This window comes from Nonlabens spongiae, from assembly GCF_002117125.1.
GTDB classification, from domain to species: Bacteria; Bacteroidota; Bacteroidia; order Flavobacteriales; family Flavobacteriaceae; genus Nonlabens; species Nonlabens spongiae.
Window position 1 is genome coordinate 1719575 of the sequence record NZ_CP019344.1, and the last position, 23006, is coordinate 1742580.

19 protein-coding genes, 1 tRNA gene and 1 riboswitch are annotated in these 23006 nt (G+C 41.0%); of the genes, 6 read left to right on the top strand and 14 right to left on the bottom strand.

Annotated elements, in window-relative coordinates; translation table 11 throughout:
- Positions 1-51: 51 nt before the first annotated feature.
- Complete coding sequence (gene lon, locus BST97_RS07880; RefSeq protein ID WP_085768196.1) at positions 52-2520, top strand: endopeptidase La; 2469 nt, start codon at positions 52-54, stop codon at positions 2518-2520.
- Positions 2521-2591: 71 nt separating this feature from the next.
- Here the strand turns inward: lon and BST97_RS07885 are convergent, their stop codons facing one another.
- The 14 genes from BST97_RS07885 to BST97_RS07950 all read right to left on the bottom strand — a co-directional run bounded on the left by BST97_RS07885 (position 2592) and on the right by BST97_RS07950 (position 18820).
- Positions 2592-3362 (bottom strand): head GIN domain-containing protein, encoded by a 771-nt coding sequence (locus BST97_RS07885; protein WP_245833504.1) that lies wholly within the window; start codon positions 3360-3362, stop codon positions 2592-2594.
- A gap of 2 nt (positions 3363-3364) precedes the next feature.
- Positions 3365-4486: an acyloxyacyl hydrolase gene (locus tag BST97_RS07890; protein ID WP_085766724.1), complete on the bottom strand. Its 1122-nt coding sequence runs from the start codon at positions 4484-4486 to the stop codon at positions 3365-3367.
- A 266-nt stretch (positions 4487-4752) separates the two neighbouring features.
- On the bottom strand, positions 4753-5706 hold the full coding sequence (gene metF / locus BST97_RS07895) for a methylenetetrahydrofolate reductase [NAD(P)H] (protein ID WP_085766725.1): 954 nt from the start codon (positions 5704-5706) through the stop codon (positions 4753-4755).
- A gap of 27 nt (positions 5707-5733) precedes the next feature.
- Entirely contained in the window at positions 5734-8406 is a 2673-nt protein-coding gene (gene metH, locus BST97_RS07900; RefSeq protein WP_085766726.1) for a methionine synthase, read from the bottom strand.
- Entirely contained in the window at positions 8399-9421 is a 1023-nt protein-coding gene (locus BST97_RS07905) for a homocysteine S-methyltransferase family protein (protein ID WP_085766727.1), read from the bottom strand. The genes metH and BST97_RS07905 overlap by 8 nt, the downstream gene beginning before the upstream one ends.
- 65 nt (positions 9422-9486) lie before the next feature.
- Positions 9487-9592: riboswitch (SAM riboswitch) on the bottom strand.
- 314 nt (positions 9593-9906) lie between these two features.
- Positions 9907-11214, bottom strand: coding sequence for an O-antigen translocase (locus tag BST97_RS07910; protein ID WP_085766728.1), 1308 nt, complete (start codon positions 11212-11214; stop codon positions 9907-9909).
- A 61-nt stretch (positions 11215-11275) separates the two neighbouring features.
- On the bottom strand, positions 11276-11563 hold the full coding sequence (locus BST97_RS07915; protein ID WP_157111540.1) for a hypothetical protein: 288 nt from the start codon (positions 11561-11563) through the stop codon (positions 11276-11278).
- A 15-nt stretch (positions 11564-11578) separates the two neighbouring features.
- Entirely contained in the window at positions 11579-12541 is a 963-nt protein-coding gene (locus BST97_RS07920) for a GNAT family N-acetyltransferase (RefSeq protein WP_085766730.1), read from the bottom strand.
- A 97-nt stretch (positions 12542-12638) separates the two neighbouring features.
- Positions 12639-14444 (bottom strand): translational GTPase TypA, encoded by a 1806-nt coding sequence (gene typA / locus BST97_RS07925; RefSeq protein WP_085766731.1) that lies wholly within the window; start codon positions 14442-14444, stop codon positions 12639-12641.
- 234 nt (positions 14445-14678) lie between these two features.
- A complete protein-coding gene (locus BST97_RS07930; RefSeq protein ID WP_085766732.1) occupies positions 14679-15002 on the bottom strand; it encodes a hypothetical protein in 324 nt (107 codons plus the stop codon).
- Positions 15003-15025: 23 nt separating this feature from the next.
- Positions 15026-15940, bottom strand: a complete 915-nt coding sequence (locus tag BST97_RS07935) for a rhomboid family intramembrane serine protease (RefSeq protein WP_085766733.1) — start codon at positions 15938-15940, stop codon at positions 15026-15028.
- A 4-nt stretch (positions 15941-15944) separates the two neighbouring features.
- Positions 15945-16658, bottom strand: a complete 714-nt coding sequence (locus tag BST97_RS07940) for a rhomboid family intramembrane serine protease (protein WP_085766734.1) — start codon at positions 16656-16658, stop codon at positions 15945-15947.
- A gap of 1 nt (position 16659) precedes the next feature.
- Positions 16660-18531 carry a DNA mismatch repair endonuclease MutL gene (gene mutL / locus BST97_RS07945; RefSeq protein ID WP_085766735.1) on the bottom strand — a complete coding sequence of 624 codons (1872 nt, stop codon included), beginning with the start codon at positions 18529-18531 and terminating at the stop codon, positions 16660-16662.
- A gap of 4 nt (positions 18532-18535) precedes the next feature.
- Positions 18536-18820 (bottom strand): riboflavin synthase subunit beta, encoded by a 285-nt coding sequence (locus BST97_RS07950; RefSeq protein ID WP_085766736.1) that lies wholly within the window; start codon positions 18818-18820, stop codon positions 18536-18538.
- 202 nt (positions 18821-19022) lie between these two features.
- Here BST97_RS07950 and BST97_RS15960 point away from each other — a divergent pair, with 202 nt between their 5' ends.
- From BST97_RS15960 to BST97_RS07970, 5 genes are all read left to right on the top strand, one after another.
- The gene (locus BST97_RS15960) at positions 19023-19172 is read left to right on the top strand and encodes a hypothetical protein (RefSeq protein WP_169711553.1); all 150 of its coding nucleotides are present in this window, start codon (positions 19023-19025) and stop codon (positions 19170-19172) included.
- A gap of 170 nt (positions 19173-19342) precedes the next feature.
- Positions 19343-19427, top strand: a tRNA-Ser gene (locus BST97_RS07955).
- 239 nt (positions 19428-19666) lie between these two features.
- Positions 19667-20914 carry a site-specific integrase gene (locus tag BST97_RS07960; protein WP_085766737.1) on the top strand — a complete coding sequence of 416 codons (1248 nt, stop codon included), beginning with the start codon at positions 19667-19669 and terminating at the stop codon, positions 20912-20914.
- Between the two features lie 188 nt (positions 20915-21102).
- Complete coding sequence (locus BST97_RS07965; protein WP_085766738.1) at positions 21103-21369, top strand: helix-turn-helix domain-containing protein; 267 nt, start codon at positions 21103-21105, stop codon at positions 21367-21369.
- Positions 21366-22916, top strand: coding sequence for a hypothetical protein (locus BST97_RS07970; RefSeq protein WP_085766739.1), 1551 nt, complete (start codon positions 21366-21368; stop codon positions 22914-22916). The genes BST97_RS07965 and BST97_RS07970 overlap by 4 nt, the downstream gene beginning before the upstream one ends.
- The last annotated feature ends 90 nt before the right edge of the window (positions 22917-23006 follow it).

Below are 23006 nucleotides of genomic sequence, written 5' to 3' on the forward strand. Positions count from 1 at the left end.
ACTAATTTAAAAAGCCACCGAGTGACTGACACTCTGGCTAATCGAAATTATATGTTTGATTCAAAGAAATTAAAACTAGACAACTTGTCACTTCAAGAATTTGAGCAGGATGCTGAATTCATACCATTATTGAGCAGCGAGGACGAGGAGGAGATGAATGCCGAGAGTGTTCCAGATTCTCTACCTATTTTACCGTTGCGTAACATGGTACTTTTCCCTGGTGTTGTGATTCCCATCACCGCTGGGCGCGATAAATCCATCAAATTACTGCGTGAGGCAAATTCTGCCAAAAACGTGATAGGTGTCGTTGCTCAAAAAGATGAAGAGGTTGAGGATCCTGACCACAAAGACCTGCACGATGTAGGTGTCGTGGCGCGTATTCTTAAAGTCTTCAAAATGCCTGATGGTAACACAACGGTGATTATTCAGGGTAAGAAGCGTTTTCAGCTAGGTGAGATCGTGAGTGAAGAGCCTTATCTACGAGCCAAAGCGATCGACATTCCAGAGCAACGTCCTGAAATGGATAATGCCGAGTTCAACGCGATCATTGAAAAAATCAAGGACCTATCGCTTGAGATCATCAAGCACAGTCCCAATATCCCGACGGAGGCATCTTTTGCGATCAAGAATATTGAGTCCAACTCATTCCTAGTGAATTTTGTATCGTCAAACATGAATCTTCAGGTTGCCGACAAGCAAAAGTTATTGCAGATAAGCGACCTTAAGGAGCGAGCTTTGGAAACGTTGCGTTTCATGAACATCGAGTTGCAGAAACTTGAGCTCAAAAATGATATCCAGTCCCGTGTCCAAACTGATATCAATAAGCAGCAACGTGAGTATTTCTTGCACCAGCAAATGAAAACCATTCAAGAAGAACTGGGTGGTGGTGTGAGTTCGCACGAGGAGCTGGATGAAATGCGCCAGCGTGCCAAAAAGAAGAAATGGGACGACAAGGTCAAAGAGCATTTTGAGAAAGAGCTCTCAAAGATGCAACGCATGAATCCACAGGTCGCAGAGTATTCCATCCAGCGTAACTATCTGGATTTATTTCTGGACCTTCCATGGAATGAGTTTTCAAAAGATAATTTTGACTTGAAACGCGCTATGCGCATTTTAGATCGGGACCATTATGGTCTTGACGAAGTGAAAAAGAGAATTATCGAATACCTCGCTGTTCTGAAACTGCGTAATGATATGAAATCTCCTATTTTATGTCTTTATGGACCTCCTGGTGTGGGTAAAACCTCTCTTGGTAAATCTATTGCAGAAGCTTTGGGTCGTGAGTATGTGCGTATTTCGCTAGGTGGTTTACGTGACGAGGCAGAAATCAGAGGGCATAGAAAAACCTATATAGGAGCAATGCCGGGTCGTATCATACAGAGTATTAAAAAAGCTAAAACATCGAATCCCGTTTTTGTATTGGATGAGATTGATAAATTAAGCAGCTCTCATAATGGTGATCCCAGCAGCGCAATGCTGGAAGTACTGGATCCAGAGCAAAATAATGCTTTTTACGACAACTTCCTTGAAATGGGGTTTGATTTGAGTAAAGTGATGTTTGTGGCAACTTGTAATAGTTTGCAGACCATTCAACCTGCTTTACGTGATCGTATGGAGATCATCAATGTTACCGGTTACACGATTGAGGAGAAAGTCGAGATCGGTAAACGCCACCTACTTCCAAAACAATTGAAAGAGCACGGTCTTGATAAGTCGCACCTGAAATTAGGCAAGCCTCAAATTGAAAAAATTGTCGAAGGCTATACTCGAGAGAGTGGTGTGCGAGCGCTGGACAAGCAAATTGCCAAAATGGTACGTTACGCTGCAAAAAGCATCGCCATGGAGGAAGAATATGATCTTAAAGTAAATAGCGATACGATCGTAGAAGTTCTGGGAGCTCCCAAACTTGAGCGCGACAAGTATGAAAATAACGATGTTGCCGGAGTGGTGACCGGCCTTGCCTGGACTAAAGTAGGTGGTGATATCTTATTTATAGAATCCACGCTCAGTAAAGGCAAAGGCAATCTCACTATTACCGGTAACCTAGGAAAGGTGATGAAGGAAAGTGCCACGATCGCGATGGAATACATCAAGTCTAATGCTGATGTGCTGGGCATCAATCCAGATATTTTTGCAAAATATAATGTGCACATCCACGTCCCAGAGGGAGCAACTCCTAAAGATGGACCTAGTGCTGGTGTCACGATGCTGACTTCGCTTGTGAGTTTATTTACTCAGCGGAAAGTAAAAAAGAGCATCGCCATGACGGGAGAAATCACATTGCGTGGTAAAGTTTTACCGGTTGGTGGGATTAAGGAAAAAATACTTGCAGCTAAGCGCGCCAAGATTAAGGAAATTCTACTTTGTGATCAAAACAAGCGCGACATCGATGAGATTAAGCAGGAATACCTAAAAGGATTGACTTTCCATTACGTAAGCGATATGAGCAATGTTTTAGAATTAGCTTTGACTAAGCAAAAGGTGAAGAATGCCAAGAATCTTGATGGTGGGGATTATTAGGTGCTATTAGCTTTTAGCTATGAGCCAATAGCCTGTGCTGAGGAATTTTCAGATAATTCATAAATTGTAATTTACTCCTCAACAATCAATCTCCCCCTCCACGTCTCATCAACATTGATGAACGCAGGTTGAGATTTAAGAATAACATCTCCGTAACCACTTATGGTTCCGGAGATGTTTTGTTTTACGTCCATGCGCCACTCGTTAGTTCCACGGTGTAAGATCGTAGCATTTTGAATAATAAGTTCTTCAGCGAGTAATCGGCCATCGCCTTGATCCCAATTTAGAAACGCATTTTCAACCGTACCCGATAAATAGAAATTGGAGAGTTTGTTGGTATTGATGATTAAATTACCTACGTCCAGCTGGAGCCTAAAGTTTCCAGAAGAATGGTAAAAGTCCTCTTCTGGACCATCGTTTGAAACCAGCGTTAGATCTTCAAAAGTTAGAACTCCATCTGAAATAACGTCAAGTCCCGTACTGGATCTGATTTCTTTTAGGTCAGGAACGGTGATTTCAACTACCGTAAGACCATAATCCCGTACTACGTTACAGCCATTATCATTGAGTATCATGAGACGCTCGTCTTCAACCGTAATCTCGATGTCATTAACAAGGTTTTCTCCGGTTTTCATAACTACTTTTTGAACATCATCTTGTTTTACCACCAGACCAGTGCGTTCTAATACGGTTACCTTATCAAAAAAATCTACATCAAATTCAACGGAAACCTGATCCCCAGCGGCTTGAGTACAATTCAGCCCGTCTTCTGAATCGCAAGCATTAAATCCGACCAAAACAAGGATCACCATCAAATATCGAAAATCTTTTAAACCGGACATCCTCATAATTTAAAGCCTTTAAATCGATAACCCACGCCCAGACTTACGCCTTCGGCAGCAGCTCCATGAGAATGTACTGTGAGTGAGGCAAAAATCTTATCGGTTATACGACGCTGCAAACCTATTCTGTTATAAATTCTGGTTTCAAAATCTATAGGCCAATACAAGTAGTAACCCAATTGAGTCAGCAGGCTGGTTTTGCCTAAATGCAGTTCATGTCCTACAAAAACACTCACACGTTGATAATTTTCATCACCTGTTAACCCTTCTTCAGGAAAGCTGTTTGCTAGGTAATCCCGATACTCTTTTAAAAACTCGGCAAAAAACACTTCAGTTCCCAATTGCAAGCTGCTTTTAATGTTGATGCGTTTATCTGCGTAAAAAGAAAAATCGTAAAAAGGGTACTGACCACTTCCTCTAAAGTCACTTTCATTAAAACCTAATCTTCCCACCAGATTAAAGTGAATAGGTTCAGAATACGCTTTTTTTTCCCAAATCTTAAATTCAGGAATATTCTCATGATTAAATGTATAATTCAAGCCAGCGTTGAAAAACCAAGTGTTAGTCGAGTTATTCGGAGCCCTCATATTGGCATTAGAATAATGGATAATGTTAAATCCCGCTTGGAACCCAAGTCCATGGTAAATGTTCTCCTTTCTGTAATTAGCGAGAAGAAACGTAGAACTGGTAAATCGAGTTCCGTAGGCATTGTTTCTGGGATTATCAACCGCGTCAAAAGGTTTGGTCATATAACCCAAACCCTGCCCTATTCTAAATTGAAGATTGCGCTTTAAAAAATAAAAGTTGAAATGCGCGTAGGCACTATACGCCTCCCCCAAGAAAAAGTTTTTCATGTCCTGATACGCGACGCTTATTCCCCAGTCTGGATAACCATACCTGGCTTGCCACTCTTCTTCACCGAAAGTCTTCTGATTATAGCTCAACAAAACCCCTTTAGGATGATCGGTGATTAAATGGGCAATGTCTGGATTATGCTCGAGAATCGTACCATGCATGAGCGATGCGTCTACTGTGAAGATGGATGGTAGTTCTTCGGTATTTTGTGCTGATACCGCTTTCGCGAAAGCGAGAACCACAACAACCCAAACATAAATTCTGTTCATGGGACGCTAAACTAAGCCAAATCAAAACTTCAAAGAGTTCAAAATCTAATTTCTTCGACTAAAGACTGAAATAATTTTTGAACCAAATCGTGGTCATTTGTCGTTACGAAAGTGTCACTTCGAGTGAATTTCATTTTGACGGTAGGAGAAATGAAATTTATATCGAGAAGTATTGAAATTCTCGATCATCAACGGTTCTCGGTACAATTTTCTCTTGCAAAGCTGAAGAAAATCACTCAAACTGATATCTTGAGGTACAACTTTAATCAAAACAACTCCCGCGCCACAGCCTCGATGTTGTCACTTTTACCCATGCTATAGAAATGCAGCACGGGAACACCATATTCTAGAAGTTCTTTGCTTTGCTGAACGGCAAACTCCACGCCTACTTGACGTACTTCCTTATTGTTTTTGCACGATTCCACCGCATCCACAAGCTCCTGAGGTAAGTCCAGATGGAAAGTTTGTGGCAGAATATTTAAGTGCTTTTTTGTAGCAATGGGCTTGATACCTGGAATGATAGGCACATTGATATCCATCGCTCGAGCCGCTTCTACAAATTCAAAGAATTTATTGTTGTCAAAAAACATTTGGGTCACCACATAATCGGCGCCGGCATCTACCTTTTCTTTAAGTCTTTTCAGGTCACTTTTCAAACTGGGAGATTCCTCATGCTTTTCTGGATAGCCGGCAACACCTATGCAAAAGTCCACATCGCAAGAAATTTCAATCACCTCGTGCAGATATTTACCCTTGTTCTGAGCCTGAATTTGCTTCACGAGATCGATGGCAAATTCATGACCTTCCTCAGTCTTTGAAAATCTTTTTTCCTCTTTACGCGCATCGCCTCGCAAAGCCATCACATTATCGATTCCCAAGTACATACAATCCACCAGCAGATATTCGGTTTCTTGTTTTGTGAATCCGCCACAAAGTATGTGGGGAACTGTGTCTATTCCATATTTATTCTGTATGGAGGCACAAATCCCAAGTGTACCGGGACGCATTCTGGTAAGTCGTTTTTCCAGCAGGCCATTTTCCTTTTCAATGTAGATGAACTCTTCTCGCGAGGTCGTAACATCAATAAATGGTGGTTTGAACTCCATCAAAGGGTCGATATTGTCATAAAGTTCCTTGATGGATTTCCCTTTAACAGGTGGTATGATCTCAAAGCTAAAAAGTGGTTTGTCAGCTTTCTTTAGGTGATCCGTTATTCTCATAGTGATTTTTGCGAGTTGGGTTTTGGGTTAGTCGGCGATGTTAGGATTGAGCCAGCGTTCTGCTTCTTGATAGGTAATTCCTTTGCGCTCTGCATAATCCTGCACCTGATCTTCCTTAATCTTCCCCAGTCCAAAATACCGTGCTTCTGGATGCGCGATATAATATCCAGAAACACTTGCCGCTGGCCACATCGCGAGACTTTCTGTCAAGCGTACATTGATTTTTTCCTTAACACCCAGCATTTCCCAAATCGTCTGTTTCTCTAAATGATCTGGACAGGCAGGATAACCGGGCGCAGGTCGAATCCCTTTGTATTCTTCCTTAATCAACGCATCATTATCAAGGTGCTCATCGCCCGCGTAACCCCAGAATTCCTTTCTAACTTTGAGGTGCAGATATTCCGAATAAGCCTCTGCCAGTCGATCAGCGAGCGCTTTTAACATAATGCTGTTATAGTCGTCGTGATCTTTTTCAAATTGAGCTGCCTTTTCTGCGACTCCAAAACCTGTACTCACGCAAAACGCACCGATATAATCTTGAACGCCGCTATTCTCAGGGGCGATAAAGTCTGAAAGAGCAATATTGGGCTTGCCCTTGGCTTTTTTGCTTTGCTGGCGTAATGTTCTGAACGTAAAACCGCCTTCGTGATCTACGTTGATATCATCTCCTGCATTTTGGGCTGGGAACAACCCGTAGATTGCACGGGCCTCTAGCCAATTTTCTTCAATGATTATTCGCAGCATTTCCTGCGCATCGGCAAAAAGTTCTTTTGCTTGCTCTCCCACTACCTCATCAGTCAAAATGAGTGGATATCTCCCGTGTAGATCCCAGCTTCTAAAAAATGGCGACCAATCGATGTAATCCACCAGATCCTTGATCTCAACATCATTGAATTCAAAAACACCCAGTTTGTTAGGTTTTATCGGGTGATAATTTTCCCAATCGGTGGTCCACGGATTCTTTCGTGCTTCCTCGATGCTCAGGTATTCCTTCTTTTTTGATCGACCTAGGAAATCGGTTCTTAGTTTTGCGTATTCTTCTTTTTTCGCTTTCGCGAAAGCGTCATGACTACCATCTTCCTTCTCAATAACGGCACCAGCAATCGTAACCGCTCTACTCGCGTCATTTACATGGACTACCGTGCAGTCATATTCCGGATCGATTTTTACAGCGGTATGCGCACGAGAAGTCGTCGCTCCGCCTATCATTAGCGGCACTTTGAAGTCGCGTCGCTGCATCTCTTTTGCCAGGAAAACCATTTCATCGAGCGATGGAGTTATCAAACCACTCAAACCGATTATGTCCACATCATTTTCAATGGCTGCATCAAGAATTTTCTCTGGTGGAACCATCACACCCAGATCGATGATCTCGTAATTGTTACACGCCAGCACCACGGAAACAATATTCTTACCGATGTCGTGAACATCGCCTTTAACGGTGGCCATCAAAACCTTACCGTTTGAAGACTTTGCACCGTCTTTCTCCTCTTCAATAAATGGCAGCAAATATGCCACCGCCTTTTTCATGACACGAGCACTTTTTACCACTTGAGGCAAAAACATTTTTCCACTCCCGAAAAGGTCTCCCACGACATTCATACCAGTCATCAAGTGCCCTTCAATTACCTCAATGGGCCTACTGACCGACTGCCGCGCCTCTTCCACATCTTCAATGATAAAGCCATCGATCCCCTTTACTAGCGATCTCGTGATGCGCTCTTGCAGTGAATCCTCTCGCCAGGAATCGTCCTTTGTAGAGGCTTTGGTGGTTTGTGTAACACTTTCTGCATAATCGAGCAATCGTTCTGTCGCATCATCGCGACGGTTGAGCAGTACGTCTTCCACGTACTCCAACAGTTCTCTATCGATATCATCATAAACCTCAAGCAGAGCTGGATTTACTATCCCCATATTCATACCGGCATTTATCGCATGGTATAAAAATGAGCTGTGCATGGCCTCACGCACTGTATTGTTTCCCCTGAAACTAAAACTCACATTACTTACTCCACCGCTGACACTTGCGTACGGCAAATTGTTACGCACCCAGCGAGTTCCTTCGATAAAGTCAATGGCATTGAGTTTGTGCTCCTCCATTCCAGTCGCTACTGGAAAAATATTGAGGTCAAAAATGATGTCCTCTGGTGGAAACTTTACTTTTTTGACAAGGATTTCATAGCTGCGTTTTGCAATTTCAATTCTGCGATCATATGTATCGGCTTGTCCTACCTCATCAAATGCCATGACGATCACGGCTGCTCCATAACGTTTTATGGCTTTAGCTTGTTTAATAAATTCTTCCTCACCTTCTTTAAGGCTGATTGAATTTACGACGCATTTTCCCTGGACTACCTGAAGGCCAGCCTCAATGATTTCCCATTTAGAACTGTCGATCATGATAGGGACCCTTGAGATATCAGGCTCGGCAGCGATTAGGTTCAGAAATTTTACCATTGCAGATTTCCCATCGATGAGACCGTCATCCATATTGATATCGATGATCTGCGCTCCGTTTTCTACTTGATCTCTCGCAATCTCAAGAGCTTCATCAAATTTTTCTTCTTTGATGAGTCTTAAAAACTTTCTGGAACCGGCGACGTTTGTACGCTCACCTACGTTGACAAAATTGCTCTCTGGCGTGATGACGAGCGGTTCAAGACCGCTTAATTTTAATGGTCGACAATCAGTTTTAGACATGCGCTAACTTGTTTTGTGCAGGAATAGTTCTAGGCGTGTAATTCTTTGCGAGCTCTGCGATCGCCCTAATATGATCTGGTGACGTGCCACAACAGCCGCCTATAATATTCACCAAGGACTTATCGAGGTAGGTTTTTATTTGAGCTGCCATTTGCTCAGGGGTCTCATCATATTCGCCAAAAGCATTAGGCAATCCCGCATTAGGGTGCGCGCTAATTCCGTAAATGGATTTATTACTTACAGACTCTAAATAAGGTGTGAGTTGTTTTGCTCCCAGCGCGCAATTAAATCCTACGCTTAGTAACGGTAGATGCTCTATGGAGATTAAAAAGGCTTCTGCGGTCTGACCACTCAGGGTTCTTCCTGAAGCATCCGTTATTGTACCGCTGACCATAACCGGAATATCTATCCCTAACTCTTCTTGGAGTTCCTCAATAGCAAAAAGTGCTGCTTTTGCATTAAGCGTATCAAAAACGGTTTCTACCAGCAATACATCTACACCACCTCTCACTAATGCAGCAGCTTGCTGCTTATAGGCCACACGTAACTCTTCAAATGTAATCGCCCTGAAACCAGGATCATTGACATCGGGAGACATGCTTGCGGTTTTATTAGTTGGTCCGATGGAACCAGCAACATATCGCGGCTTGTGCGGCTCTTTTGAGGTGAATTCATCAGCGACTTTTTTGGCGATTTTGGCACTTTCTTCGTTCAGCTCATCTACAAGAAATTCCATCTCATAGTCTGCCATGGCTATGGTTGTGGCTGAGAAAGTGTTAGTTTCTACAATATCAGCACCTGCGGCAAAATAATCGGCGTGGACTTGAGCGATGGCCTCAGGCTGTGTTATGGAGAGCAGGTCATTGTTTCCCTTCACATCACTAGAATGATGCTTAAACCGATCTCCTCTAAAATCCTCTTCTTGAAAATTGTATTTCTGCAGCATGGTTCCCATGGCCCCATCAAGAACGAGGATGCGTTCTTTAATCGCTTCGGTTATAGATATTTTATTCATAGACTTTTCGTCGGTTTAAATGAATTGAACCGTTATCCGTAATTATTAAGTCAAAAGAATCTTAGTCGTTATCTGGCCGCATTTTAAACACGGTAGAATGAGGCACCTTCTGATAGATCAGGGTTGCCAAGGTATCATAGAGTCTAATCTCTCCACCTTTCTTTATAACTCAATAAAAGAATGAACTACAGCAAAGATGCATTTCAAGAAGGTTCTGTGCAAGTTTTTTGATAAATAGGTATGCGGGATGCGGGATGTGAGGCTTCAGGATTTGTAGATTAGAGTAATAAGTTACATGCTGTAGAATTTGAACTATGAATTTGCGTATTACTGATTCAACTTTGGAACTTGGAGCTTGGAATTTGGAGCTTGGAGCTTGGAGCTTAGAGCTTAGAGCTTAGAGCTTAGAGCTTAGAGCTTAGAGCTTAATTTTTTATTTTCTCAGAAACGCAAAATCACTACAAGGAGACTCTATCTGGAAAGAATTATTCTATCGAGATTTTGGAAAAGAGCTCCTTTCGCAATAGCGAAATCAACACCAAAACATAAAACACATAGTTCAGAAAATAAGCGATTACGACGCCTTCTTCTTGATAAATGGGGATGATTAAATAGCTAATGATCACGAAAAAACCTACGCTGGCTATTTCAGCAATGAGGTATTTTTTGAGTTGGTTCTGAGCGATGAATCTAAAGGCCATCACTGTGGTGACGATTTTAATTAAATCGCCTGCTAGCTGCCATTTGAATAACGGAACAGCTCCAGAGAATTCTGCGGTAAAAAGTAATTGAATGATAAGTTCCTTGCATAAGAATATGCTGACCAAACCTAAAATTACGATGGGCAAAATATTCTTGTAAAAATGTGTAATTGTAGAGCGATAATTTCTGATGCTACTGTCTTTGCTCAAACTGGGCAAAACATATAAACCTATGAGTGAAGTAACAAACATCATGTAGTAGTTTGAGATTCTACTCACTGCTTCCCACCAGCCAGCAGCTTCATCGCTTACTTCAAGCATGACCTGTTTGCGAATGAAAATATAGGCCGCCGGCAACATTACTGCACTCGCTAGAGCCATAATACTGTACTTCAGCAATGGCTTTGCTATTAAAGCATCAAAGTCAATATTGAAAATTTGGGTTAAACGGAGTGATTCCTGATGGTCCTGTTTGAGCCAGAAACCTATGGCCAAAAGCGATTGAATGAAAGGAACGACGACCATTCCGTAAAGCGCACCGAGCAAATTATAGTTGTAAATCAAATAAGCAGATACCGCAAATAATGCAAGACTAGCGCAAATGTTAAGAGTAATAAACCGGCGATACCACTCATTACCCTGCATCAAACTGCTTAAGATTATGAATACCGCATGAAAAGGGAGGGAAATACCCAGAATTCTAAAAACCCCATCGTAAGAAACTTCACTCGCGATAAGCGTATCATCCAACCATGATGCATAAACAGCACAGAATGCCCCTATTAAAATGGAAGCGACTAAAGACAGGCACCAGGCGGTATTGAAAGTCTTTTTCAATCTATCGCGGGAGCCTTTTAGTTCTGCAGCATTTTTTACGAGACCGTTATCCAACCCTAAAACGGCAAACCGACATACGCCTTGAGTAAAATCTCTCAAATTTCCCATGACAGCCATGCCAGCAGCGCCTACAAATCGTGAGATGATTTGAGTCATGAACAGCCCTATCACGATACGAATACCTACATGAATAGAATTATAGCCAGCTACTTTGAGCAAAAGATTTTTATTCAGTCTGGTGAGTAGGCGTTTCAAGTATTATTTCTCAGTACAATGTGATGAGTCTATCGCTATTGCAAGGTATTGCATTTACGATTTATATCGCAACAAGATTCTGTAGCACGTAGAAACCTAAAAATAAGAATAGTACAACGTTTACGATAAAAGCAAACGCCTTCTTAGTACTATGACCGTCCCTAATGCTGAGCAGGGCAAATACAAATCCAGTCAGGACTGTAATCATGAAAAAGGTTATGAGAAACGCAGTAACGTCATTCATTGCCGTATTATCTTTTGTGCGCTGGACCGTACTTAGAATCAAAAATACGACCATCAAGATTATGGATATGATTGAGAAATGAAACGAGCGTTTTGTGAATTTCAAAAGTTATTTTTTTAGTTACGCTTTCGCGAAAGCGTGATTATCAACTCTTAACTTTAAAACCCATCTATTCATTTGAGATTCTTTTGCTCCGAGCTCAGACTTATAACGTTTTAATCCTGTATTTATACTTCCGTCTGGTAAATGTGTGGTGCCAAAATCAAAAAATTTAAATCCCTTATTCTTAAAATCCTTGAAGGATTCCTGATTTAAGTAATCCATTGCACGTAACTGAAATCCTGTAGGAGTACTGGCTGCGTATTGATTTTTGACAACTTCTCGATCCAGGAAAAAAAGTGATCCAGCTACAACCTCTTCTTCAAAACGTACCGTTTTCAGAATTATATTTTTCGGGAATCGAGATTTAAGTAGGGTAATCTCATCTAGCGAATGAACCGGTGTTGAATCATGCCTTGCCTGAAGCGATGGAATAAGCACCGAATGCCAATAACTCGCTAAATCTTCACTTTGAGCGTAAGAGAGGGTATTAAAAGTACCATTGCGATAACCCGCAGATTTTTTCCCTGATATTAGGATCTCATCTTGCAAATTCATCCCCATACTGCATAAGGAACGCGACAGCTCAAAGCCAGAATTTTCAAGTTGCACCTCCATTTCTACAATAGATATATCATAACTCAAGGGCGGTAGGTTAATTTCTATTTGATTAATTTGATTTGTATCTAGATACGAGATAGTCGCGTCTAGAACCTCTCTAAAACGTTTTGAATCATAGGACTCCATTAATAGACCACCATAAGTTAACCCACCATGAGAGCAGAACTCTCGACCCTTTTTATGAGCTGGGATACAGGCAATGAGATCACCATGATTATAAACTAACAGGCTGTAATCCTCAAAACGATCTGAGTGATACTCCATAAAATCTCGCTGATGCATAAAAGAAGCATTGCAGCACTTGGAAACAAAATTGTTCCATGCATCTTTCAAATCGGGTGTGTATTGTGTTACAGAAACCATGTACGAAGCAACAAACTTAAGCTTAAAAAGTACGTATAAAAAAACCAGCAAATTGAATCAATCTGCTGGCTTTATAATTTAAAGATAAACAGGAGAATTAACCCATTTCTTTTGCTTTTCTCTTGCGCTCATTTTCGTCAAGATAGATTTTACGTAATCTTAAGTGATTAGGCGTTACCTCAACGTATTCATCCTTTTGAATGTATTCAAGCGCTTCTTCAAGAGTAAATTTCACTGGTGGTGCGATCTTTACTTTATCATCAGCTCCAGCACTACGTACGTTTGAAAGCTTCTTTGTTTTAGTCAGGTTCAAAACAAGATCGTCTGGTCTTGAATTTTCTCCTACTACCTGACCGGTATAGATTTCTTCACCCGGCTCGATAAAAAACTTACCACGATCTTGCATTTTATCCATAGAATAAGGAATCGCAGTTCCTTTTTCCATAGAGATTAAAGACCCGTTGATACGTCCCGGAATATCACCTTTGAAGGGCTCAAAACCTACAAATCTATGGTTCATGATCGCCTCACCTGCAGTAGCAGTAATTAATTGATTACGCAACCCTATGATACCTCGCGATGGAATTTTGAACTCGCACAGCATGCGGTCCCCCTTAGGACTCATACTGGTCATCTCACCTTTACGCATGGTCACCATTTCCACAGCCTTACCACTCACGCTTTCTGGAAGATCGATAGTCAATTCTTCTACAGGCTCACACTTCACACCATCTATTTCCTTGATTATAACCTGTGGCTGACCTATCTGCAATTCATAACCTTCACGACGCATGGTTTCTATCAAAACCGAAAGGTGCAATACCCCACGACCGAATACCATGAATTTATCAGCACTATCGGTGTCGTGTACTTGAAGCGCTAGGTTTTTTTCAAGCTCTTTTGTCAAGCGATCCTTAATATTTCTAGATGTTACATATTTACCATCTTTTCCAAAAAACGGTGAATCATTTATCGTAAACAACATACTCATGGTAGGCTCGTCGATAGCAATAGTCTCCATAGGCTCTGGATTTTCAAAATCGGCTACGCTGTCGCCTATTTCAAAACCTTCAAGTCCTACTAGAGCGCAAATATCTCCAGCGTGTACTTCTGAGACTTTGGCACGACCCATCCCGTCAAATACATAAACTTCTTTAACGCGAGTTTTTTGTTGGTCTCCGTTACGCTTACAAAGCGTTACCTGCTGGTTTTCTTTTATGGAACCTCTTTTCACACGACCTATAGCGATACGTCCGGTGTAGTTTGAAAAGTCAAGCGAAGTAATAAGCAACTGAGTCGTTCCTTCTTCAACCTTAGGTGCTGGCACATGCTCAATCACCATGTCTAGAAGCGGCTCGATGTTTTCAGTTTCCTGCTGCCAGTCCTCACTCATCCAGTTGTTTTTTGCACTCCCGTAAACGGTAGGAAAATCCAGCTGCCATTCTTCGGCACCCAGTTCAAACATGAGGTCAAATACGGACTCGTGGACTTCTTCTGGAGTACAGTTTTCTTTATCAACTTTATTGACTACCACACAAGGTTTCAAACCTAGATCCACAGCTTTTTGCAATACAAAACGAGTCTGCGGCATAGGACCTTCAAAGGCATCCACAAGTAACAGAACACCGTCTGCCATATTGAGAACGCGTTCTACTTCTCCACCAAAATCGGCGTGACCAGGAGTGTCGATGATGTTGATCTTTGTTCCTTTATAATTTACTGAAACGTTTTTTGCCAGAATGGTAATCCCGCGTTCACGCTCGATGTCATTATTGTCAAGAATGAGCTCGCCCGTGTTTTCGTTCTCACGGAAGATCTCGCAATGGTGTAAAATTTTATCTACCAGCGTAGTCTTACCGTGGTCTACGTGGGCGATGATTGCGATATTTCTTATATCTTTCATAAATCGTGCTTCTTAGCGGCTGCAAAAGTACTCTTATTTCTCGGGTATTGCGTTAATTATAAATAAGTTCAAGATTATTTCATCTTGTGAGTAGAAATAGCGGTAGAGCCTCAAGTTTGAGACTAGGTCTTATTGGATTTTTTTTTGATGAAGGCTTGAACTGTTGAGGGGTTTAGAAGGAGATGATGAGTCTGTTATTTATTACGCTTTCGCGAAAGCGTAACCTTCAAAATCCTACCAGCTCCAGACCCAGATCGCGATATCTTGATAGAAAATCCTTAGCAAAATCACAACCGCAATACAAGTTCCAGTCAAGATCCAAGAATACCGTTTCTGCAGAATGGAAATGAGGGTAGCGATAAAAATGAGCAGGTGCACCGCCGCGCTAAAGTAGATCGGGTTGTAAAGGTTTTGCGGCATGAGCGCATTTTCACTCACTGGGTCAAACAGCAGCGGGACTAAAGCGGTAGCGATGATAAATAAAGAATAAATCGCTACAATCTTAGTACCTATACGAAGGCTACGGTCTGAAAAAATGGGTGGTGTATTATCGCTCATAAATGGTGAATCACGGTCAGGGGCTAATCCTTACCTGCTTTGAACAGCGTATCTTTTTCATCTTTGGAAAGACTATCGTACCCACTCGCAGAAATTTTGTCTAAAATCTTATCGATATCGGCTTGATTAGGCGCTGCAGCTCTGGATGTTTTAGTAGCCTTACCAGCAGTTTTAGTTTTGCTATTGCGATACACGGTTTTCATGCGTGAGCTACTCTTCCTTGAGCTTGATCTGCGGCTGCGCGATGTACTGGAAGTTGTAGATGACGACTGAAAAAGATTGGCAAAAAAATCACCCACATTTGCTACGGGTTCAAGGATATCGATACCGTCTTTCATTCTAATCGCTGCATAATACCCAACGACCATACCGGCGAGGTGACCTAGACCGGAACCAGCTTCAAAACGTGAAGTCAGTGCAAACAAATTGATTGCGAGGAAAGCATAGCCTACATATTTGAGCTTAATATTGAAAAAGATCAATCGAATCTCACTCTCAGGCAAATAAGTGCAAACAAAAATGATCAACGCAAAGACTCCTGCACTTGCCCCCAGTGCGTAGTCAGCACTGAAATAGGATGGTAGTAGAAACGTAGCCAAGGTAAAAGCAGCACCGCCTCCCAAAACGCCTAGAAAAAACATACTCAAATACTGTCGCCCTCTGAATATATTGAGGAAAAATTGAGCTGCATAAAACAGGCCTAAAAGATTTCCCAGTAGATGAAACAATCCTGAATGTAAAAATGCGTGAGTAATATATGACCACGGCTGCAACAAGGCCGGAACAAATCCAGCAGGCAGCATGAATTGTTCAAACAAGGGCTCGTAAAAACGTTGCATGATCCAGCCTATAATCGAGGTTATAGCAATTATTGCCATCAATCGACCGCTGGTGTTCCAACTGTTGTATTTACTTTTTGCGTCGTCTAGAAAACTCATAAATTTAATAAAGACGGTGTTTGTTCATATCGTTTTTTTTCCAGTACCAGATCATGACAAAACCAAAAACTGCTCCTCCGAAATGCGCCAAGTGCGCCACTCCAGGCGTACTCTCGATGATGTTAAAAGTAGCCAGTACTTCACGACCTATAAAGAAGCCTATCAAATATTTAACTTTAATAGGGATAGGAATGAAAAGCAACTGGATCGTCCGGTTAGCAAAGAGATACATGTATCCCGCCATAATTCCGTAAATAGCACCGCTAGCTCCTACCATGGGCGTCCAGTAATCTTTCACATTATCGGCCACAAGTAATTTCTCGTTGTACGCACTTATAATATCAGCACGCTCGTATCCTTGTTGCATCAAATCTGCAATGGCAAGTTCATATTCAACAAAATTAATTCCAGCTACGGCTAGAAATGAACCTATACCACTTGCTATGTAAAAGAATAGGAATTTTTTACTCCCCATCCAGGTTTCAACATCACTACCCAGAATCAATAACCACAACATATTAAAAAGGATATGGCTCAGATCGATCCGGCTGTGCATAAACATATGCGTGATAGGCTGCCAAAGTTCAAAATTCGGATTTTTAAAGAACCACAAGGCAAATAGGTCATATAAATCTGGCGCAATAAATACCGTGCAGACATAGAAAACCACATTGAGAATAATGAGGTTTTTTACCATGGGTGTCAATCGTCCAAACATGCTAGTTGAATTTTGAATTTAAGTTCTCACCCGTGATTTTCACGAAGGTCTTTTTACCGTCAGGAGTAAGACCAGGTTCTTCACAGCAGAATAGTTTGTTGATTAAATGTTCCATTTCTTCCATTTTCATGGATTCTCCACTTTTTATGCGCATGTGTCGCGACATGATCTCGGCGAGGTGACGCTTTCGCGAAAACGTATTTTCTTCCGGCACCTCAACCTCCTGACCGGCAATCACCGCATCTAATACGGATTCCACGTGATTTTCTTTGAGTTCCAAAGGCAAGCCTTCGATTTCAATAATATTGTCGTCCAGCTTTTTGAAAAGAAAGCCCATTTGTTCCAAATCGCTTCTAAGTTGGGCTAGAATCGCAACTTCATTTTTGGATCGGTTCAATTTTATAGGAAATAGCAACTGTTGGCTTACGCTGTTTTGCGACCTGAATTGTTGTAATAAATATTCAAACAAAACACGTTCATGAGCCCTGCTCTGATAAACCACCAGCAATCCGCTTTGTAAGGTACTGATGATGAATTTACGTTGTAATTGAAAGATATTTCCTTTCTTCTCTTGACCCTCATCAAATAAGGAAGCTTGCTCGTCGCTGCTTTCTACAATGGTCGCAGATTCATCTGTTGCGGCATAAAGCGCTTCCCATGGCGCAGGGTCTTTCTTGAAACTTTGAAATGATGTGATTGATTTTGGTTCTCTGGGCGTCGCGGGTCGATCGTCAAAACCAGCATCGCCGCTTCCTACTCGTTCATTCTTGAACGGATTGAAATTACGGTCTACTTCTATTTTAGGCGTATTTACCGGAGCTGTTCTGGCCACATCATAAGGAACCTCATATTCTGTATCGCGTTCAAAATCGATCGCGCTCACCTGAAATTGTCCTAAGGCGTGCTTGACACTTGCTCTAATAATCGCATACAAACTATGCTCATCGTCAAATTTCACTTCCGTTTTTGTGGGGTGAATATTGATGTCCACGCTATCGCTAGGCACTTTCAGGTATAAAAAATAACTGGGGTTTGCACCATCTTTTAAAAGCCCTTCAAAAGCAGCGGTAATCGCATGGTGTAAGTAGTTATGTCTTATAAAACGATCGTTCACAAACAAAAATTGGAGCCCTTTCGTTTTACGAGCAAACTCTGGTTTACCTATAAATCCAGAAATCGTGACAATCTCTGTCTCCTCTTCTACCGCAATAAGCTTTTCATTGGTTTTAGAACCCATGATGTTAACGATGCGCTGTCTTTTGTTACCGCTGGGCAGATTAAAAAGGTCGTTGCTGTTATGAACAAAATGCATAGTAATATTAGGATGGGCTAGTGCTACTCGATGGAATTCATCGGTAATATTGCGTAACTCTACATTGTCAGACTTCAGGAATTTACGGCGGGCTGGGACATTGTAGAACAAATTGGAAACACTTATCGTTGTCCCATGCTGCATTACAGCTGGTTCTTGGGAGCTTACTTTGCTTCCTTGAATGTGGATTTCAGTCCCTAGATCTGTATCGGGTTGTTTGGATTTCAAAACCACATGGGCAATTGCCGCAATGGAAGCTAGTGCTTCTCCTCTGAAACCTTTGGTATGTAAATTAAACAGATCATCAGCCGATTGGATTTTAGAAGTTGCATGACGTTCAAAGGCCATTCGCGCATCCATCATGCTCATGCCTTTACCATTGTCAATGACCTGGACTAAAGTTTTACCCGCATCTTTTACGATGAGTTTGATCTCTGTCGCACCCGCATCGATCGCATTTTCCAGTAATTCTTTAACCACACTAGCCGGTCGCTGTACAACCTCACCAGCAGCGATCTGATTTGCCACGTGATCGGGCAATAATTTAATTACATCTTGCATGCACCTATCTACCACTAAAAATACTTAAGTCAAAATCCATAAGCCATAGAAATAAAGCGACGAGAACAATTATGATCACATAAATCCTTGTTCTCACATTTGCATCACTCCCCTGTCTAAAATCGTCTATGGCATTATTGAATTTACCCTTCAAATTTGTTTTCTGGACTGTCTTGCGCTGATCGTCAAATTTATGTTTGATTTCAAAAGGACGTGAACCATCGCTAGATTTGTAATAACGTGGCTCGTAGTCAAATTTCTTGTTTTTGCGTCTGTGTAGAAGTCCCATGATGAATTGAATTTACAAAGTTACGGTTTACCCATCACAATGGGCAAAGATCGTTCCGTTGCTTTCGCCCTCGCATCACTTTTAGAATCTTAGTCATCAATCACTACATATTGTCTTAACCACCTATTAAGAAAGATCCGTTAAAGCCTGTTAATGGAGGTCTCACTTTCGCGAAAGCGTGCTACATTTAAAATAAAAAATCATGAGCAAAGAAGATGTAAAGCCAGAAAAAACTAGTAAAAGAGAACAGGCTATCAATATGGAAGAGACGCATGGAAAGAAGATCAACCATCAAGTCGCCGACAAAAAAGAGCACCACCAGCCGCGCGATAGCGTGATGGATCAAAGCTAGAACTACAAAATCTGCTGAAAAGGCAGATTTTTTTTGCCGCCACTCGCAGAATTTAAAAAAAGAAGTATATTTGCAGCCGCTTGCGACTAGGGTCGCAGTGGTCATATGGAGCAATGACAGTCCCGATAGCTATCGGGAGGTCGAAAGTGGGAAACCGCGCTCCACGAAATGGAGAAATGGCAGAGTGGTCGAATGCACTGGTCTTGAAAACCAGCGAGGGTCACACCTCCGGGGGTTCGAATCCCTCTTTCTCCGCTGAATATCATTCAGAAATTAGAAAAGTCCTGTAAACACTACGTTTATAGGACTTTTTCTTTTGGTACATATCCCAAAATGCACATCCTTTCGCATTCTACAAGTGACCTGATCGGTGACCTTTTTACAATCTACAAAAGGTCACCTATTTGTTTATAACCATTTGAATTTTAATAAGTTGAATTCAACTAGGTGTCCTCTAAAAATCGTAAATTAATAACTAAATAAAGGTCACCAACATGAGCAGAACATTTGGAATCCTATTTTATTTGAAGAAAAATAAAGTAGACAGTAACGGACAAGGACCCATTTATCTACGAATCACAGTAGATGGGAAAAGAAAAGAAGTAAGCGTTAAAAGACGTATTGAAATTGAAAAGTGGAATACCAGCGCAAATCGAGCAAAAGGCCGCAATACCTCTATCAAAGAACTCAACACCTATCTCGATATCATTACTTCGAAGATTTATGAGTATCAAAAGGAACTTATTCAAGATGGTGAGATCGTTACAGCCGAAAAATTAAAAAACAAATACCTCGGTAAAACCATGCAAGGCAAAACCATTCTTCAGGTATTCAAGACTCATAACGACCAAGTAAAAAAGTTAGTCGGTCAAGACTTTGCACCAGGAACGTTAGAGCGATATGAAACTGTATACCGTCACTTATCAAATTTCATGGAGCACACGTACAATGTTATAGACGTTCAGTTAAACAAAGTAAATCACCAGTTCATTACTGATTTTGACTTTTACCTACGCAGCGTAAGAAACTGTGGTAATAACAGTACGGTCAAATACATAAAGAATTTTAAAAAGATCGTACGCATAGCTATTGCAAATGGCTGGATCAAGCAAGATCCCTTTTTAAATTACAAGGTAAAGGTCAAAACTGTGGAAAGAGAGTTTCTTTCTCAAGAAGAAATAGCAACCATGTTCAGTAAAAAACTGCACACCGATCGATTAGAAGTCGTGAGGGATATTTTTATTTTCTGTTGCTTTACAGGGTTTGCGTATGCCGATGTAAAAGACCTCACTCCAGGACATGTAGTAAAAGGGATTGATGGAGGTATGTGGATTAATACTAGCAGAATGAAAACTAAGGTAAAAACTAACATTCCCTTGCTGGACATACCTCTGCAGATCATTGATAAATACAAAGATCATCCAGTTTCCAGTAATAAGAATAAACTCTTACCGGTACTGAGTAATCAAAAGTCCAATGCCTATCTCAAAGAAATTGCCGACTTATGTGGCATCAATAAGAACTTAACCACGCACCTAGCCCGACACACCTTTGCTACTACCGTAACCTTGACTAATGGTGTTTCTATAGAGTCAGTAAGTAAAATGTTAGGTCATACTTCCCTTAGAACTACGCAGCACTATGCAAAGATTGTAGATAAGAAAGTGAGTAATGACATGAACGCGCTTAGAAGCAAATTAAATGCAGACCAGAAAAAGGAAAGAAAACAGCTTTCCAGCTAGTGAGTTTTCAACAAAAACAAAAGCCCTGTTTCCAACGAATCAGGGCTATTCTTTTGATTATTTGAAGATATTTTGATGAAAACTTGTCAATAAATAATGCTGTATATCAGTTCATTATATAGCATTTTGTCGTAATTTAGAGACGATTTAAATAAAGATTTGCGCCATTCAAACTAATTCACAACATTATGCATCTAGAAGTAATCATAACGGATGATTTAGAAAACTTCAAAAAAGAAATCATCCAATCCGTAAGCCAACTATTCAACAACCAGCAGCAACCTACGCAATGGTTAAAGAGTGCCCAAGTAAGGGAAATGCTTAGTATCTCAGCAGGTACGCTACAGAATTACCGCGAGAAGGGACGCTTACCCTACACACGTATAGGAGATACCATTTTCTATGACCGGAACGACATCGAGCGCATTCTTAACCAAAACAAAGTAGGATCATGAAACTATACTTACCACAGAACTTAGACTTATTCACAGTAAAAGAAGAATACCCCACCTCCATACCTAACGCGGTAGATAAATGCGCTTACATCTGTTCATTGATATTGATGTCTAAGCAATACAATAAAGACCGCATGGATGACGAGTATATCCCGCTCCATTCTACTAAGCTTCAAAAAGTAGTAAATGACTACAAGGCATGCCTAGATTATTTGGTAGAGTGTGGTATCATAGAGATCAATCATCACTATATAGTTGGGGAACATTCTAAAGGGTATCGCTTTACAAGGAAATACGATACCGTTGCAGTTCCATTCACAGCCCTTAAACCTACATTCAGAAGAAAACTCAAGCAATTAGAGAATAATAGAATAGGCTACACTAAGCACCTCAATTACATTACTAAATGGCTCAACAGCAATTTAAAGATCAATGAAGAGCTAGCAGAGCAGTATATCAATCTCAATTATAATCTAAAAACTCAATTCCCTGATTTACGCGACTACGATCAGCGTGAAAAGAAGTTTAAAAAACCAGAGAACCAATTCAAATTTTCGTCTTTGGTATTGGAGCGTTTAAAGAACGAAGACTACACTTATGCACAAGACAGAAATGTTTACCGGTTGCATACTAACCTGACGAATATGCCTAGCATATTGCGCAATGCCCTTACCTACAATGGCAAGCCTCTAATTTCAATTGATATTAAAAATAGCCAGCCGTATCTGGCTATTTTATTATTGGTGAATTGCTTTAGACTCACTCGCAGAACAAAGCCAAAAACTGAACTAAAGATTGATTTTGGCAGAAAATTGCGCGAGACCATCTCCACTTTTAAATCGTCAGAAAATGTGGGCAGAAATTGTCGCTCGTCAACTTTTCTTGATAATGATGATGTAAACAGTACTAAATCATACTCTAAAGAGATAGATAATGAAGATAGAGTCAATATCAAAGACATTAGATTAAAGGATCAATCTACTTACATTATGTTATTAGATCAGCCTGTATCCCAGTCTGCTATTGACATTGACCTGTATATTGAAAAGGTTACGGGAGGTAGGTTTTATGAATACCTGGGTGAGTTGTTTTCAAGGGAATTAGGTTATGAATATGCAGATAGGAACAGAGTAAAAGTAGAAGTGCTCAAACTATTCTTCTCTTCAAATAGTTTCATATCTCAACCAGACGCAGCAGCAAAGAGGGAATTCAAAAAGCACTTTCCTACCGTTTATAAAATCTTTAGCGCAGTCAAGAAAAAGAATAAGGCAGATCTGGCCATACTCCTTCAGAGCATTGAGAGTTACCTTATGCTGGACGTTATCGCAAAGCGCATATCAAAAGAATTGCCCCACGCCCCTATCTTCTCCATACACGACAGCATCGCAACTACCCACGAGTATGCAGATGATGTAGAACGCATCATGAATGAAGAACTTACTAAGGCTATAGGCATCGCTCCCAGGCTCAAAAGAGAGTATTGGAAAGAAGATCATATTCTAGAACAAATGCGTAAGTTGGAGAGCAGTATTAACGCAGCGGGATAGACAGTTGTTTATCTCGCTTTCGCGAAAGTTGATTATTTTTAAGATCTAGTTCTTAACATCAACCATCCCAGTTTCCAACACAAGACTTAA

Bases quoted from the DNA above. Each gene is read 5' to 3' on its own strand.
- lon (WP_085768196.1), top strand. From the start codon at position 52: ATGTTTGATTCAAAGAAATTAAAACTAGACAACTTGTCACTTCAAGAA.
- BST97_RS07885 (WP_245833504.1), bottom strand. From the start codon at position 3,362: ATGTCCGGTTTAAAAGATTTTCGATATTTGATGGTGATCCTTGTTTTG.
- BST97_RS07890 (WP_085766724.1), bottom strand. From the start codon at position 4,486: ATGAACAGAATTTATGTTTGGGTTGTTGTGGTTCTCGCTTTCGCGAAA.
- metF (WP_085766725.1), bottom strand. From the start codon at position 5,706: ATGAGAATAACGGATCACCTAAAGAAAGCTGACAAACCACTTTTTAGC.
- metH (WP_085766726.1), bottom strand. From the start codon at position 8,406: ATGTCTAAAACTGATTGTCGACCATTAAAATTAAGCGGTCTTGAACCG.
- BST97_RS07905 (WP_085766727.1), bottom strand. From the start codon at position 9,421: ATGAATAAAATATCTATAACCGAAGCGATTAAAGAACGCATCCTCGTT.
- BST97_RS07920 (WP_085766730.1), bottom strand. From the start codon at position 12,541: ATGGTTTCTGTAACACAATACACACCCGATTTGAAAGATGCATGGAAC.
- typA (WP_085766731.1), bottom strand. From the start codon at position 14,444: ATGAAAGATATAAGAAATATCGCAATCATCGCCCACGTAGACCACGGT.
- BST97_RS07930 (WP_085766732.1), bottom strand. From the start codon at position 15,002: ATGAGCGATAATACACCACCCATTTTTTCAGACCGTAGCCTTCGTATA.
- BST97_RS07935 (WP_085766733.1), bottom strand. From the start codon at position 15,940: ATGAGTTTTCTAGACGACGCAAAAAGTAAATACAACAGTTGGAACACC.
- BST97_RS07940 (WP_085766734.1), bottom strand. From the start codon at position 16,658: ATGTTTGGACGATTGACACCCATGGTAAAAAACCTCATTATTCTCAAT.
- mutL (WP_085766735.1), bottom strand. From the start codon at position 18,531: ATGCAAGATGTAATTAAATTATTGCCCGATCACGTGGCAAATCAGATC.
- BST97_RS07950 (WP_085766736.1), bottom strand. From the start codon at position 18,820: ATGGGACTTCTACACAGACGCAAAAACAAGAAATTTGACTACGAGCCA.
- BST97_RS15960 (WP_169711553.1), top strand. From the start codon at position 19,023: ATGAGCAAAGAAGATGTAAAGCCAGAAAAAACTAGTAAAAGAGAACAG.
- BST97_RS07960 (WP_085766737.1), top strand. From the start codon at position 19,667: ATGAGCAGAACATTTGGAATCCTATTTTATTTGAAGAAAAATAAAGTA.
- BST97_RS07965 (WP_085766738.1), top strand. From the start codon at position 21,103: ATGCATCTAGAAGTAATCATAACGGATGATTTAGAAAACTTCAAAAAA.
- BST97_RS07970 (WP_085766739.1), top strand. From the start codon at position 21,366: ATGAAACTATACTTACCACAGAACTTAGACTTATTCACAGTAAAAGAA.